This is a genomic window from Streptomyces sp. Rer75 (genome assembly GCF_013414305.1).
GTDB classification, from domain to species: domain Bacteria; phylum Actinomycetota; class Actinomycetes; order Streptomycetales; family Streptomycetaceae; genus Streptomyces; species Streptomyces himastatinicus.
Map to the genome: position 1 here is coordinate 10,459,732 of NZ_CP058693.1, position 14,681 is coordinate 10,474,412.

At 65.4% G+C, this 14,681-nt stretch carries 10 protein-coding genes and 2 pseudogenes; 7 read left to right on the forward strand and 5 right to left on the reverse strand.

The genetic code is table 11. From position 1 onward, the window contains the following. Positions 1-512: 512 nt before the first annotated feature. Positions 513-2,915: a restriction endonuclease gene (locus HYQ63_RS43860; RefSeq protein ID WP_179939573.1), complete on the reverse strand. Its 2,403-nt coding sequence runs from the start codon at positions 2,913-2,915 to the stop codon at positions 513-515. 1,028 nt (positions 2,916-3,943) lie between these two features. On the opposite strand from HYQ63_RS43860, the gene HYQ63_RS43865 reads away from it, so the two are divergent. The 5 genes from HYQ63_RS43865 to HYQ63_RS43885 all read left to right on the forward strand — a co-directional run bounded on the left by HYQ63_RS43865 (position 3,944) and on the right by HYQ63_RS43885 (position 9,656). Further along, complete coding sequence (locus HYQ63_RS43865; protein ID WP_179939574.1) at positions 3,944-4,417, forward strand: hypothetical protein; 474 nt, start codon at positions 3,944-3,946, stop codon at positions 4,415-4,417. Positions 4,418-4,534: 117 nt separating this feature from the next. Next, positions 4,535-6,130, forward strand: coding sequence for a Mu transposase C-terminal domain-containing protein (locus HYQ63_RS43870; RefSeq protein ID WP_179939575.1), 1,596 nt, complete (start codon positions 4,535-4,537; stop codon positions 6,128-6,130). Positions 6,131-6,380: 250 nt separating this feature from the next. Beyond that, positions 6,381-7,196: an ATP-binding protein gene (locus HYQ63_RS43875; RefSeq protein ID WP_179932016.1), complete on the forward strand. Its 816-nt coding sequence runs from the start codon at positions 6,381-6,383 to the stop codon at positions 7,194-7,196. Between the two features lie 213 nt (positions 7,197-7,409). Continuing rightward, positions 7,410-7,802, forward strand: a complete 393-nt coding sequence (locus tag HYQ63_RS43880) for an ATP-binding protein (RefSeq protein ID WP_306664889.1) — start codon at positions 7,410-7,412, stop codon at positions 7,800-7,802. 1,593 nt (positions 7,803-9,395) lie between these two features. After that, positions 9,396-9,656 (forward strand): hypothetical protein, encoded by a 261-nt coding sequence (locus tag HYQ63_RS43885; protein WP_179939577.1) that lies wholly within the window; start codon positions 9,396-9,398, stop codon positions 9,654-9,656. Positions 9,657-9,749: 93 nt separating this feature from the next. On the opposite strand, the gene HYQ63_RS43890 is transcribed toward HYQ63_RS43885, so the two are convergent. Then, on the reverse strand, positions 9,750-10,328 hold the full coding sequence (locus HYQ63_RS43890) for a hypothetical protein (protein ID WP_373688998.1): 579 nt from the start codon (positions 10,326-10,328) through the stop codon (positions 9,750-9,752). Between the two features lie 325 nt (positions 10,329-10,653). On the opposite strand from HYQ63_RS43890, the gene HYQ63_RS43895 reads away from it, so the two are divergent. Together HYQ63_RS43895 and HYQ63_RS43900 are read left to right on the forward strand one after the other, a co-directional pair. Further along, positions 10,654-11,373 (forward strand): integrase core domain-containing protein, encoded by a 720-nt coding sequence (locus HYQ63_RS43895; protein ID WP_373689190.1) that lies wholly within the window; start codon positions 10,654-10,656, stop codon positions 11,371-11,373. Between the two features lie 256 nt (positions 11,374-11,629). Further along, positions 11,630-12,446, forward strand: a pseudogene (locus HYQ63_RS43900) (SDR family NAD(P)-dependent oxidoreductase). Positions 12,447-12,609: 163 nt separating this feature from the next. Here the strand turns inward: HYQ63_RS43900 and HYQ63_RS43905 are convergent. From HYQ63_RS43905 to HYQ63_RS44135, 3 genes and pseudogenes are all read right to left on the reverse strand, one after another. Then, positions 12,610-13,437 (reverse strand): DUF6545 domain-containing protein, encoded by an 828-nt coding sequence (locus HYQ63_RS43905; protein WP_179939579.1) that lies wholly within the window; start codon positions 13,435-13,437, stop codon positions 12,610-12,612. Positions 13,438-13,770: 333 nt separating this feature from the next. Next, complete coding sequence (locus HYQ63_RS43910) at positions 13,771-14,292, reverse strand: ImmA/IrrE family metallo-endopeptidase (RefSeq protein WP_179932008.1); 522 nt, start codon at positions 14,290-14,292, stop codon at positions 13,771-13,773. A gap of 41 nt (positions 14,293-14,333) precedes the next feature. After that, a pseudogene (locus HYQ63_RS44135) lies at positions 14,334-14,681 on the reverse strand (hypothetical protein); the annotation flags it as partial.

Below are 14,681 nucleotides of genomic sequence, written 5' to 3' on the forward strand. Positions count from 1 at the left end.
CTGCTCTGACATCGCCGACCTTCGAGAATCGGCTCTCTGGCCTGGTGCAAGTGCCTTCGATCGACTGGCGTTCAGTGGCATCAGGTGCTGGTAGATAGTGGCATCAGGCCAGGACAGCTTTGCGGCACTTCCTATAGGCCCCCTGCAGCTACTCCGCTGCCGGGTGAGGACCGTGGCGACATCAACGGCTCTCAGTCTCGGGTGGTGCTGGCCGCGAAAGAACCCTCACTGAGTGCCCCCTGTTCACAGACCAGCGGGGCGAGAGCGGGGCCCTCATGGTGTGACCGCTGCTCCTGTGCTCCGCGGACGAGCGGCGGTCACCCAGCGGCGTAGGGATACCGGCCGCAGTAGACGGTGAAGTCACCTGCCGTGACCTGCCGGGCGTAGGTCTCAGCGCCTGCGAGGATGTCGGGCCTTGCGGTCGGCTCACCCGCTGCCGTGCCCTCGGGCCGTGACGGCGGTAGGTCTCTCAGAAGGTCACGTCCACCACAAGGCCTGCGCCCGCGACGACGTCAAGTCCTTCCCGGCGTCGATGAAGTGCCCAAGGACCGGAACAAGGCTGCCACGGAGGCAGTGGTGTCAGCAGGAGACGCGACCACAGGAGTAGGGCGGGGCAGTACAGCGGGGGCCCGTCTGGGCGAGGACAGCGTCTGTTCCTCCTCGGCGTCGAGCAGAGGGGATAGACGCTCGCGGGTGTCGGTGAAGTTCCATCCGACGACATCCTCGATCGAGTCGATTTGCTCGGCTATGTCATCCGGGTCGTAGTCATCGAGGTGACGTGCCAGATAGGCGTCGACCTTGTCAGGCGAGTACGTGTCGACGGTCGGCCCCAGACCAAGACCGGCCAGGGAGTTGGCGTACTGGACCAGCGCCTCGACCAGATCTGCTTCGTAGCCGGTGCTCTGGTGGTGGGCGATCCGCGGTTCGTGGCTGGCCCAGGCGTGACTGATCACGGCGCGGATCTGAGAGATCGGATAGAGGAGCGAGTGGCCCGCCGGCCAGAGGGGACTGGCGCTCTCGATCGCCGCAGCGAGTTCCGTAACCAATTCCGCCAGCGGCTCAATGGATGTCATGCCCAATCCGTCCACGAGCCGGGCGACACGCGAGAGGGCGGCGCCGAACCAGTCAGCCGGCAGCGCTGCCCCAGGGGCTGCATGGCGGTCACCGTGAAAGCGCACGCTCAGCGTCAGAGCTTCGACGAGCGAGGTCAGTTCCCGAAAGCTCCCGCTGGCGAGATCTGCCGCATCGCATGCGTAGAGGTCCCACAGTTCCCGCAGCCGGACCAGCAACTCCCGTGCACACGTGTCGAGAACACTGCGGAACAGGTCTTCGCCGCTGGAGAACAGCCGCAGGTTGAATTCCAGCTCGATAGCCTCACCCCGCCTGCACACAGGAATCAGATCATCAAATTTCACCGAATTCCTGATGATGGCAGTCATTGCGCCGGGGCTTATGGACAAATACCGTATGAGGAAGTCCCGTTGGCTGGGATCGGCCAAGGTCAGACCCTGGCTTCCGGCATGGGACGCCTTCGTGATCCATGATCCGTTGAGCCGCTCGACGGCGGCATCGACGTGAAACTCCGATGACGGAAAGCTCCCCAGCCGTCGGACGACCTCCTGCCACAGCACCAATTGCGAATCCATTAGCGACAGGGCCAGCAGCAACTGCTGATCGACCGGCGGAAGCGCACGGAAACTCGCCCCCCAGATCTCGTGAGGGTTCTCCAGAGCCTCCTCCAGGTTGTTGATCAGCTCCTGGGCACTTTTCGCCCCATTGCGCCGAACGACGATCTCGATGAGACGAGGGGAGTAGTTCTGGTGGCTGGCCACCCGTTGCCACCAAGAGCCGATGGAAAGGTCCTGCCGAGTCTGCGGATTGGTCACGGCGAGGTGGACATGGTTGAACAGCATCCGGCAGCGGACGTCGTAGGGGAGGCGCTCCACCGGAACGTGACAGTGTGCGAGTCGTTCGACCGCGCGTCGGGAGGCGTCACTGAGCCGCACCGTGTCCTGCAAGACCTGCACCCGACTCGTCATGATCAAAACCTTGGATGCAGTGCCACTGCTCTGCCGCTCCACTACCGACTCGATGAACTCGGACATGTCCGTGTCGTGGTGACGTGAACCGTGGTCCTGATGGTGCGTCTGGCCCCAGGCGTCGTCGAAGAAGAACACCGTGGGAGTGTCGTCCTCGAGCCACGCCCACCACTGATCGACGGTCCGCGGGTCCACGACCACCCGAAAGCCGCGGTGCCACCACAGCAGCAACAGGTACTCGGCGATTGTCGTCTTGCCCGCACCGGGCGCCCCGCTCAGCAGCACACAGCCGTACTCCTCGAGTGCCAACTCGGCGACCTCGCAGGTCTCGTGATGCACGAAGCGGAGGTAGTTGCGCTCGATGCGCTGGATCCTGGACTCACCGCGCAGGAAGACTCCGTCCTGCATCATGGCGCGTACCGCCTGTGTCCAGGAGACCCACAGTTTGAAATGACGTCGCTCGACCTCGGGGTGCAAGGCGAGCACGGCATTGAGCCAGCCCCGCCCGTACACCTCCACCGTATCGGCGACCCCCGCAAGGGCCTCCTGTGTCTCCCTCTCGGTGCCAGGGGTCAGTTCAGCGGACGTGACGAAGACGTACCGGACAGGTGCGAGACCCATGCCTGCCGCCTTGCCCGCCTCGATCCTGGCGGCCCGGAGAACTGAGCCCTTGTCCGCAGAGGGCGTGTGCTTGCATTGCGCCACCACCCAGCCCTTCTCCGTGGCCGCCTTCAGGTCGATGCCCCCGTCTGCACCCACCCGGTAGGTGGAATAGATCAAGTGATCCTGCGCGGACAGCAAGTCACGGACGAACACTTCGAAGTCGTAGGGTGACAAGCTCGCAAAGTCATAGTCCGGAGCAGCGATCCCGCTCACCTCTCAAGATCCTTAGCGCGTCGACGGGGCCAGCCGCCCGTAGAAGGTCGAACCACACAGTGCCCCATGGACCGTGGGTACTGCCAGGCGCCCCCGGCAGACCGTCCAGCTGCGACGTGATGAGCACCGATCACACGGCACCTCATGCCGGCCGGGCTTTACAGAAGCGTTCCCAACCTCTGAGCGTGCACAGAATCCGGCCGCCGTGCCCTGTTGGCTTCAACGGGAGGTGTGTTGGCTGAGCAGAGACCCCGCACCCGGATACGCGCAGGTAACCGCACGCGTAGAGGTGAGAATCAGACAACTGCGTCAATCGGCGTGCGAGTTCGCATCCGCGCTCGGGCAGTCATTGTCAGACCTCGCCGCTACAGTGCCCCGGCCCACTGCGGCGGACACGCGTCACCCGCCCGAGTCGCTAACGAAGCACGGCGACAGAATCCGGCACCCAAGGGCGGCCCATACAAATCCTTACGGAAAAACGTAAGGAACCCCGGAAAGCCCGGACGCACGGCCAGCACCCGCACGCCTCTCCGCTCCTGATGCCTCAAGCTGCACTTTCCTTGCTTGTGGACCGCGTGCCGCTCCGTAGGCCAACTGGCGCCGCTGTACGCAGGACGCAACCTCGCCCAGCCGAAACGTAAGGCTCAGCAGTGGCGAATCGGCACTCCTGGCGACCGAACACCGATGCATCCCACCTGTCATATTCGCGACAAATCAAAGCTCGAAATGCAACAACAGGTCGGCTGTGCCAGCCCTGCTTCCGTAACGACCTGAACTGATCCACCAGACCAGCCAGCGGCTTAAGTTGCAGCTCACCGGCGCTTGCACAGCAGCGCCCGACACCCGCCCTGCGCACATCACCCCACAAGGGCTGGCGCGCATGGACCGTTGCACTCGCCGTACCAGACCGCCGCGGCGACGCGCTCCAACCTGGCACGCCACATCCACCGCCTGCGGCTGGACCGCCCGGGTTGTCACCGCGCTCACCAACGAGATGAAGGAAATGGCAATGGGACACGGAGAGTTGGGTGCCCAGGGCGTTGAGGAGGACGTGCCTGGCCGAGAGCCTGGACAGGCGAGTCTTCGACGATGTCGCGTGGAGACGCAGCGACGAGGAGCTCCTCCAACAGGCGCTGGGCTATCTGGTGAAGAAGAAGTCCGCGGCCGACGCGCTCCACGCCCATGGCATCACCGCCGATGCCGACACCGTCGCCGCGTGGCGGGCGAAGGTCCACCCCGGCCCCGAGGAGCAACAGCGCCTGCAGCAGGTCTTCAGGGAACTGCGTCGCCGCAACATCGCCCCCTACCTGACTCGCGTGCTCAACGCGGACGGCGGCACCAGGATCGAGATCCACCCCGTCGACCAGGAGTCCGTTGAGGCCCGCCACCGGCGCGACCTGCGGGTCCGGTGGAAAAACATCTGGCGTTGGAACGCGATCATCGCAGCTTGGGCGCGGCAGGACTCCCTGGAGATGGAGCACCTGTGGCGGGCCTCATGGTGAGATGGAGTCCGACCACCGTTCCTACTACTTCGTGCGACACATCGGCATCCTCGGCTGACCGCATTCCCGCTCGATCTCACCTGCAGCATCCATCGCATCTCTGAAGGGAGTACACCGGTGCCCCGGACATCGACTGACGCCTCGTCCGACGACCCAGAGCACGCCCCACGGCGCCGACGGGAGAAGAAGAAGCTGCTGGCGGCCGCGGTTCGCTCCCTGATGGAGCTGCGTCAGCGCAGTGACATGACCAGCGCCGACGTGAAGACCGTCGCCCGCACCCTGGGCGTCCACGAGCGCACCGTGTGGCGACGTCTGGAGAAGGCCCAGGCCCTGGGCACCGCCGACCTCCCCGAACGCCCCCGGTTCACCATCACCGAGGAAATCCGCATCAAGCTCGCCTACCACCACGGGAACATCAAGGCCGTCCACCTCGAGATGCTCGACGAAGCCGCCGATGCGCGGGATGTCCCGAGCCTGTCCACTCTGCACCGCACTGTGAAACGGGATCTTCCCCCGGGCGACCTGGCAGGCCTGCGCGAAGGCATCCCCGCCTCCCGCGCGCATGACCCCCACCTGCGCCGCCCGCCCACCTGCCGTAACGAGGAATGGGAAGGCGATCACAAGCAGGTTCCCATCCTGGTCTGGGCAGACGGACGCCTCGTCAAACCCTGGGTCACCTGGTTCTGCGACTGCCACACCGGCATGACCATGGGGTGGGCCGTCACGCCCCATTACCCGCACCGTGCATCGATCTTGGCCGCCCTACGCGCCTGCATCCTCACCGACGAAGTGCACGGCCCAGCAGGCGGACTGCCCCGACGCATCCGCATCGACCGAGGCAGGGACTTCCTCTCGGGCCGTTACCGAAGCTATGGGCTGCTTCAGTGTCAGGTGGACGTCCTGCCGCCGTACACCCCCCACCGCAAAGGCAGCATCGAAAACCTCAACCGGGCAGCGACCAGCATGTTTTTCTCCACCCTGCCCCGCTACACCAAGGCCCAGAAACTGGACACCAAACGGCGGGTCGGGGACAAGGACCCCGCCCTGTCCTTTGAGGCATTCGTCGACCTGTTCGCGAAATGGGTACGCACCCGCAACGCCGAACACCGCATGCAGGGCTACGGCGACGTCACCCCTCTGGAGAGCTGGCTCAGCGACGACACCGCCGCTGCGAGGCCGCCGCTGGAGGACCTGCATGTCTTCCTCCTCGAGGAGGAGCGCTCAACCCGCATCATCCACGGCCACGGCATCCGCTGGCAGAACCGCGACTACGTCGGCGCGTGGATGACCGGCCGCACCGGCACCCAGGTCCGTATCCGCTACCAGCCCCACCACCCCCGCGCCATCGAGGTCTTCGACGCCCACACAGACCAGCACCTCGGCACCGCGCACCTCGCCGACGAGGCCAGCGAGGACGAAATCCGCGCCGTATACGAGGCCCGCGACGAACGAGTACGCCGCCTGCGCCGCGACCTGGCCGACGCCAAGCGCCGCCGCCGTCGCCGCTTCCAGGCCGTCACCCAGGCCGAGCCCGCACGCACCGCCGGAACCATGACCCGCGCCCAGGCCGCCGCCGAACTCGCCTCCACCCGCCGATCGCGGGCCAAGGACGACGGCGTACCCGCCGGATACATGCCCCGCCGCGTCACCCCTGGCGCCCGCTGGGCGATGCCCGCACCTGCCAGCACCGAGGAGAACAGCACTGCCCGATGACCCCACCCCCTCGGCTGAGGTCCGCACCATCAGCCCGCACGGGCACATCCACCGGCGAGGCCGCACCTACAGTGCCCTCTTTGCGCTCGCCCACATCGGTGCCCGCGTCACCATCGAACCCGGCTCTCACACCGAGGAGATCGAAGTCCACGACCCCGCAACCGGCCGACACCTCGGGACCGCCCACCAACTGCTCAACCCGACCATGCCTGCCCCCGCCCACCCCTCATCTCCGCAAGGAGCAGCCATCATGACCAACACCACCACCGCCTCCGCCCCCGACGACAGTGGCGCAGACCCCGACTTCTACCTCGACCTTCCCGACGCCCGCATCGTCGCCACCGAAGCACTGCTGGAGGCCGGCGAGAACATCGCCGACACCATCGACGCCCGCGCCATGTCCTGCATCTACGGCGACGCCGGACTCGGCAAGACCTTCTCCGTGCGGGCCGCACTGAAGGAAGTCGCCGCCGACCTCGTCCTGCTCCTGCAGTTCCGCTCCCGCCCCACCCCGCGTGACATTCGCATGGAGCTCTTCGACGTCCTGCACCTGGAAGGCAAGCCCCCCGCCCACCCCAGCGAGTTCGACCGGCTCCTCAAGCGCGCCCTGGCCCGCCGCCCCTACATCCTGGTCTGCGACGAAGCCCAGCAATTCAGCCGCGAATGCTTCGAGTTCGTCCGCCACTTGTACGACACCGGCAAGGGAAAGAGCCGACCCGCCGTCCTCTTCGTCGGCGGCGAGGAGTGCTACAAGACTCTGTACAACGAGCCCGCTCTCGCCTCCCGGATCTATATCTGGCAGGAATTCACGCCCATGGAGCCCGCGGAGGTCGCCAAGAACATCCCCCTGTTCCACCCCATCTGGGCCAACGCCTCACCCGAGCTGATCGACTTCATCGATCAGGAAGCTGGCGGCGGCACCTTCCGCATGTGGTCCAAGATCACCCACCATGTACTCGAGGGCATGAAGCGCCGCGGCCTGAGCGAAGTCGACGAGACCCTCGCCCGCTGGGCCATCCGCCGATCCCGACCCGCCCGCCCCGTCCGCAGCGACGACGACCGATGAACACCACCGCCCTCTCCCGCCGGACCACCCGCACCACCCCGGTCGCCACCGCTCACGGAACCGTCCGTTTCGCCCGCCACCACCTCGGCCTCACCGGCGCCCGCACCGTCCACACCCTCCAGGTCACCGCCGCGGCCACCGCCCTCGAGGCCACCGTCACCGAGCACGGCATGATGTGCCTGACCGCACCCGCAGGGCAGGCAAACCTTCACCCTGCACACCTTGCTCGACCAGCACCCCGCCTGGCACGCCATCCGGATCCTGCCCCAGCCCCAGGCCCGCCCCGGCGACCTCCGCCACAGCCTCCACCACGCCCTGGGCCTGCCAGGACAGCCCCCCAAGGACCCCGGCACCAGCGACGACCTCATCCGCCACGCCCTGCACCACCCGCCCCGGCTGCTGGCCATCGACGAAGCCCACCAGCTCTCCGCCTCCTGCCTGGAGTACCTCCGCTACCTCTACGACGACCCCCACACCCGCATCGCCATGGTGCTGGCCGCCAGCAGCCACCGCCTCCGCACCCTGCGCACCACGCCCATGCTCGCCTCACGCGTGACCTGCTGGCACGAACTCCACCCCTCGACGCCACCCAGATCACCACCGTGATTCCTGCCTTCCACTCCACTGGAAGACCACCGACCCCGACCTGCTGGTGCACCTCGACCAGATGTGGGCCCGGCAACCGCCGCTGGGCCACCCTCACCTACCGCACCACCACCCGACCCGCCCACACCGAACCCGACGCACTCCTGCGCCACCTCACCCCTCGCCCGGGGCGCCATGACCCCCACCCGCCCTCGGCCGGTCCGGACGGCTCACGCCACGACAGCGAGTGGAACCCGACCTGGCCACCACGCCAGAACACCACGCTTCCCACCCCACCGTCATCGTCACCACGCGCGATGAACAGGACTACATGCGCCTGGCATTCGCTGCACACCAGCCCCGCCACGGACGCATCACCGTCCACCTCCCCGCTCGCAGGAAACGGCCCCTACCTGGCCCACGACCTGATCCGCGCACTCGGTAAACACCTGCCCCTCCCCGATGACGACCACGGCCTGCCCGCATGGGCCACCAACACCGACCGCAGCTGGCGCATCGCGGCAGCCTGGATCACTCTGGGCATCCGCCACCTGACCGCCGCGCGCCACCGGCTCAGCACAGGGCAGTGGGAGCAGTGCTCGCGCTCGCGCCGCACCGGCATCCGCGACCCTGCTGTGCAACGGTCCCATCCACTGACGACCCTCAGCCTGCTGGAGACCATCGAACACCGACTCCTGGACAGCCGACGCGCCGCAAGCCGCCCACTGGAGCAACCCGCCCGCGACAACTCGCCGACTACCCGTGGTGGCAACACCGCGCACCCTTCCGCGCCGCGCGACGCGCAGACTGCAGTTCCGTATGCCACCCCAGCCCCAGGGGCCGCACCGTCGTCTTCACGCCCTCGTCCTACCCCCGGCCCCCACCCCTGCCCCTGCCTGGCCACACCAAGACCACCTCCACCCCGCCCAGATCGCCGACCGCATCCCACCCGTCGCCCACCCGTCCACGCCGCCTGTGTCGCCGTGGCAGCACTGACCGGATACAACAACCAACAGATCAAAGCCCTCCACACCCAGGTGAGCAACGGCCTTCCAGCGATTCCGGCCTGGACGACGCTGCTGATGGACGCCGCCCGCCGCCTCGCGGCTCTGCGGGAGCCACCCAGACGCCCCCAACCCGCTGTCCATCCCACCTGGGAGCACACCGACGTCGAGCAGGCTCTCCGCCTCTCCCTGCCACCCACCCACCCGCCGATCCCGACCCTCCACCTCCGTCTCGCGGACGAAGACCGTCCGCCAGTTGCGCGGGCGCCTTGCCGCCCTGAAGGAACACAGATGCTCGACCGACTCCACACCGACTCCGTTGCAGAAGCCCTCGACATCGCCGATGCCCACCATTGGACTCGTCAGCCCCTGCTCGGACCGGGCCCGCTTACGCTTCCTTATGTCCCGACACGGACCTCGCCACCCTTGCCAGCCGCCTCAACACCACCCCCAGGCCCTGCAGCGCATCATCACCAACCGAAGTGGCGAACGGGCGGGCGACCGATCGAGGCGCTGAGCCAGGCCATCCTCAAAGACGTCATCCGGCTGTGGCAGCCCCATCCGTCGGCGGGCCCACCGAGTTCTCGCCGAGCAGCAGCACAGTCTGTGGGTGCACTTCCGCGGATGGTTCGGCTTCAACGCGGCAGCAGGATCCTCCGACGACGGCCGTGTCCGCTCCCTGTCAGAGACCCTGCATCACCCTTACCCGGCACGTCTGTTCGAGGCCCGACGCAGCGGCGCCAGTGAGCGAGACCTGCGCAGCATCGTCGCCGATGGGATAGGCGAGTCGTACTTCAGAGTCTCGACAGGCCGCAGCGGTCTGCACCTGGTACGACTTACCGACGTCGACTACATCGAGTTCTCCTACTGAACAGGCCGAGTGCCCACGGAAGGCAGTGAGTCAAACCCGGCTTGAGTAGTCAACTCAAGGCTCGATCGAGATCGGCTACGGCACCGTCACGGTTCAGCGGTTAGAGCCCGCAGACTGCTGTTCTGCCGACTTGTCCTGTGCGGCAGCTCCGGCGGCCTCTGCGGCGGTGTAGAAGACGGACGAGCCCTGCTTGGTGCGCTGAGCCTGGTTCTTGGCCACGAGGTTTTCGAGCGTGGTGCGCACGACGGTGGTCTTGATGTTGCGCTCGGGGTGCTGTTTGTCGAGCCCGGCCGTGATTTCGGCTGCGGAGCGAGGCTCGCTCTGGCCTGTCAGATGCTCGCGGACCAGGTCGACGAGGGTGGGCTGGGCCGATGTTACGGCGGATGCCTCGGACGCGTTCTTCTTGCGGGTCTGCTTGGGGGCCGGCGTGGCGGACTTCTTAGCGCGCGGCTGCTTGCCGGCCTTCGACGCGGCAGCCTTCTTCTTGCGGGGTGCGGGAACTGCTGCGGTGGGCTCGGATACAGCGGGTGCTGCTGAGGTCCCGAGGGCCTGCTGGATGTTCACCAGGACGGTGTGGTCCTGCTCCAGAGCGACCAACTGTGCTTTGAGTGCTTCGATTTCACCGCTGATTCGTTCCTGTTCTTTGAGGTTGCGCTCGAGGTCATCCGCCACCTGCGTGCTGTACTGCGAGCTCAACTGGGTGGGCGGATCTAAAACTGACGATCATCGTTGACACCTGGGTCTCTGATCACTACGGAGATCCACATGCCGAAGTCCACTCCCACCGCCCCGCCGCTTGACCGTGAGGGCAAGCGGCGGCTGGCGGTGATACGCCATGTCGAAGAGGTCACCGGGAACGTCGCGATGTCCTGCCGGTACTTCGGGATCAGCCGGCAGGCGTACTACACGTGGTACCGCCGCTACCAGGCCGAGGAGCCGAGGGCTGCGCACCCGCTCCAAGGCGCCGAAGACGTCGCCGAACGCGACGCACGTCGAGGTGGTCGGGAAGATCATCTACCTGCGGCAGAACTACCACTTCGGCCCGGAGAAGATCGCGATGTACCTCAAGCGGTACCACGACGTCACCATCAGCAAGTCGGGCGTGTGGCGGATCCTGCACCGCCTGGACATGGGCCGCCTGCCAGCCTCGCAACGCTACAAGCGCCACGACAAGCGGTGGTACGAGAAGCAGCTGCCCGGCCACCGCGTGCAGATCGACGTGAAGTTCATCGAGCCCCTCGCCTCCGCAGCCCAGGGACGGCGCGGCGGCCGCAACAAGTACTACCAGTTCACGGCCATCGACGACTGCACTCGCCTGCGCATCCTGCGGATCTATCCCGCGCTGAACCAGAAGACGGCCATTCAGTTCCTCGACTACGTCATCCAGCGCCTGCCGTTCCAGGTCGAGGTGATCCAGACCGACAACGGCGCCGAGTTCCAGACTGCCTTCCACTGGCACGTTCTCGACAAGGGCATCGCCCACACCTACATCAAGCCCCGCACACCACGTCTGAACGGCAAGGTCGAACGCTCCCACCGCATCGACGCCGAAGAGTTCTACCGGCTCCTCGACGGCGTCATCATCGACGACGCCGAGGTCTTCAACGACAAGCTGCGCGAGTGGGAGGACTACTACAACTACCATCGCCCCCACGGCGGCCTCAGCGGCCAAACACCCTACGAACGCCTCAAGCAGAAGACCGCGGCCCAGGCGTAACCGGTGATCGTCAGTGGCACACCGACAGGTGACTACGGCCTGATCGACACATGCCGCAACCCCAAGTTGGCGACCGACAGCAATACGACCGTGCGGCTGGCGCCTGCCATACCTTTGCCGCCTGTCGCCGCAGCGATATGGCGAATTAGATTGATCAACTGGATAGTGTCTCAATCTGCAGCGTCACCTCGGCCGCCCAATTAGCGCGCCCGTAGGATGGGTCATGGATCTGCGAGCAACTGGAGGCTGAACAGCCATGACTGACCAGCGCGTTGTCGTCGTTACTGGGGGAAGGACCGGTATCGGCGCAGCCACCGTGCGGCTGCTACGAGCGACCGGCCACGCCGTGGTCATCTCTGGGCGGCGGTCGGAACCGCTACACCAGGTCGCTAGGGAGACTGGAGCTCTTGCATACCCGGCCGATGCCGCAGACCCAGATGCCGTCCACGGCATTGTTGAGGCTGCCATGGCGCGTTACGGTCGGCTTGACGGGTTGGTGCTCAATGCAGGTATTGGCCCGCGGAAGCGTAGGGGAACTGTCCGACGAGGACTGGGAGGCAGTCCTACGTACGAATCTCACAGGGCCCTTTCTGCTCATGCGGGCGGCCCTGCCCCACCTGTTGAAGAGTCGTGGCTCAGTAGTTGCGGTCGCCTCGGTATCCGCATTACGTAACGGAGTTCGCAACGCTGTCTACGCCACGTCCAAGGCGGCGCTGCTGCAGTTGTGTCGCTCGCTGGTGGTCGACTACGGCCCGCGCGGATTGCGGGCTAACACTGTGTGCCCCAGTTGGGTGCGCACGGAGATGGCTGACCGCCGCATGGCTCGGTTTGCCGAGGATGCCGGATTGGCCGCTGGCGGAGTCGAGGAGGCATACGAGGAGGCAACTCGGTTGGTGCCGACGCGCCGCCCAGGGGAGCCTCACGAAGTCGCGGAGGCTATTGCCTGGTTGTTGTCGCCGGCCGCATCCTTCGTCAACGGCGCGGTGCTGACTGTGGATGGTGGCGTGACCGCGCTCGATCCTGGGACTGTCCCCTTCGGCTTTGATCTCACCCCACGGGACGACAAGGGATGACCTTGCAAGGGTTCGCTGCGCTCAGTGTGTCAGTGCGGCGCATTCCTCATTCGGAGACGCCGTTTCAACAGCAGAAAGACCCCGGGGTATAAAACAAGTCCCGGCGCACTATGCGAGATCGCGCCCGTCGTCCGCGAGCCGTCGGTTGAAAGTGGCGGTAAACTCACATGCTATCGGATAGGTTCGGATGCGTAGTAAAGGTCCGAGCCGGGGTCGATGCGTAGGCTTGCGCCACGTCGAGGAGGAATGTCTTCTCGCTATCAAGGTCGCCGTTGTCGAAGCTTCCGGAACCGTCAACGGGCGGTTGCGGCGGTATGCCGGCGAGCTTGTCGTTGCGGGCTCTTCTCAACACGCACGCAAGCGTCGTTGCCTCGGCCTTGGTCTGGGAGACATGAGCCTCGGCCACGTGACAGCGCGCGTGATCCCACGTACCGGCGGCCACGTAGCTGTTGAGGACGAGGATGGCGTCCCGAGTCTCTATTACTTTGCGGTAAAGCAAAAGTTCGCGCGGGACGGCCGGCCAGAGGGTCTCGAGCAGCCTCTTCTGAGGCCTAGCCAGAACCACGTGCGGGACAGCATCCACCAGTTCGCGCCAGGTGGCCACAGACGCCACGTGGTCACTATCGTGGCGGTCTTCCGGCCAATAGTAACGACGGACGGCACCAAGATGGCCGCTGCTCTGAACAGGCCGTGCAGATTCATCAATAGGGGCATGACCGCCGTGGGCCAACCGATGCCTGCCGTGAGCCGAAGCAAAGTCCAGCCAGTACACTCCAGCGAGTGCCGTACCGATCCCGAACAGATGCAAGCTGACTCTGACCGAGCGAGTGCTCGCGCGCCAGCCGTACCGCATGCAGACAGACGCGCAGGTGAAGTTGGCAACAAGGTGAGCCACCATCAAGATTAACCAGAACGGGTAGGAGAAGACCGGGTCGCCAGCGGCAGGAGGAATATTGTGCTCTCCGTGCCGGGAGGCCAGCAGGTCGAGCACGGGAAGCACCCCCAGCGTGATGCCCAACGCTATGCATAAGGTTGAGCGGAGACGACGGCCGCCAGCGGAGGAGGCAACGAAGTAGAGCACGGCAGTAAGCTGACAGGACTCGAACATGTTTTGGCCAGGGAAATGCGGTGGGCTGGGCCGAGATAGGACGTCAGTGTGTGTCCGGCCGGTGCATTCAGCGCCATGGCCATAGCTGCGGTGACCACAGCCAGCCACAACCCACGTTGATGCGGCGAGCGAGCAGCCCCTGGGAGACGTATAAGGGCAGCGGACCAGAGGATAATGACGCTGGGGTATGTAAGCGATCGCCCGAGCTCGTCCAGGTCATTCATCTTCTGATGTCTCTATCCCCAGGGCGGCTCCTAACTTGCCAGTCACGCTGCGCGGCTGGTAACGGTTTGCTCGGTCCGCGCTCGTCCGTATCAGGCTCGCGAGCGTTTCTGCTTCCTGCTCCTGGCGCGTGGTGTAGTTGGTGCGTCCGAGGAGACGGGTCACTAGGCTGTCGCTCAGATCGGGCAGAAGGTCGCCCATCACGGCTGTGTATCTAGCGTCAACTCTGTGATGGTTGAAGAGTAAGTGGCCTAATTCGTGGAGCACTATGTGCTCCTGATGCACATGCGACGTCTGGCTTTCGTAGAAGATGTGGTCGGCGGTGGCGGTGGCCAGCAACACCCCGCAGGCGCCGGTCGACGAAGCTTCCGGCGGCAGGGGGTGAAGATGAATCTGCCTCCCCCGTTGGCTGGCGATGGTTCGGCACAGGGCGTGGGCCGAGAACGGTCGTGGGAAGTCGATCTGGTTAAGCAAAGGCAGACATCGCTGACGCAGCCTGAGGTATCGGTACGGCATGGATCCCTCCCCACCCCTTCCCGGGCAACGTCGATAGGCGGTCACGCAGATGGACACGGTAACTTCCATCTCCAGTCGACTTTCACGCGATTGGAGAAAAGCTGCAGGTTGTCAAATGTTTGCTTACGGGTTCTCCGCCCCGGAGGACTTATGTTGGGTAGTTCCTGAACCCTGCGTGCCTCGTTCACCATCGTCAGCAGGGCGTCCAGACTGGCTGAGGATAGGCCCTCGGCTCGCAATGCCAAATTGCGAATTTTGATATCACGTAAAGCTGTCGCAAGTCCAAGTTGCGCTCTGACGAGTTCGAAACCTCCTCGTTCAGGAAGTACTCCGGAGGACACCGAAGAACTGGGCGAGGACGTCGAGCGCTGTTCCAGCGTGATGTTGCG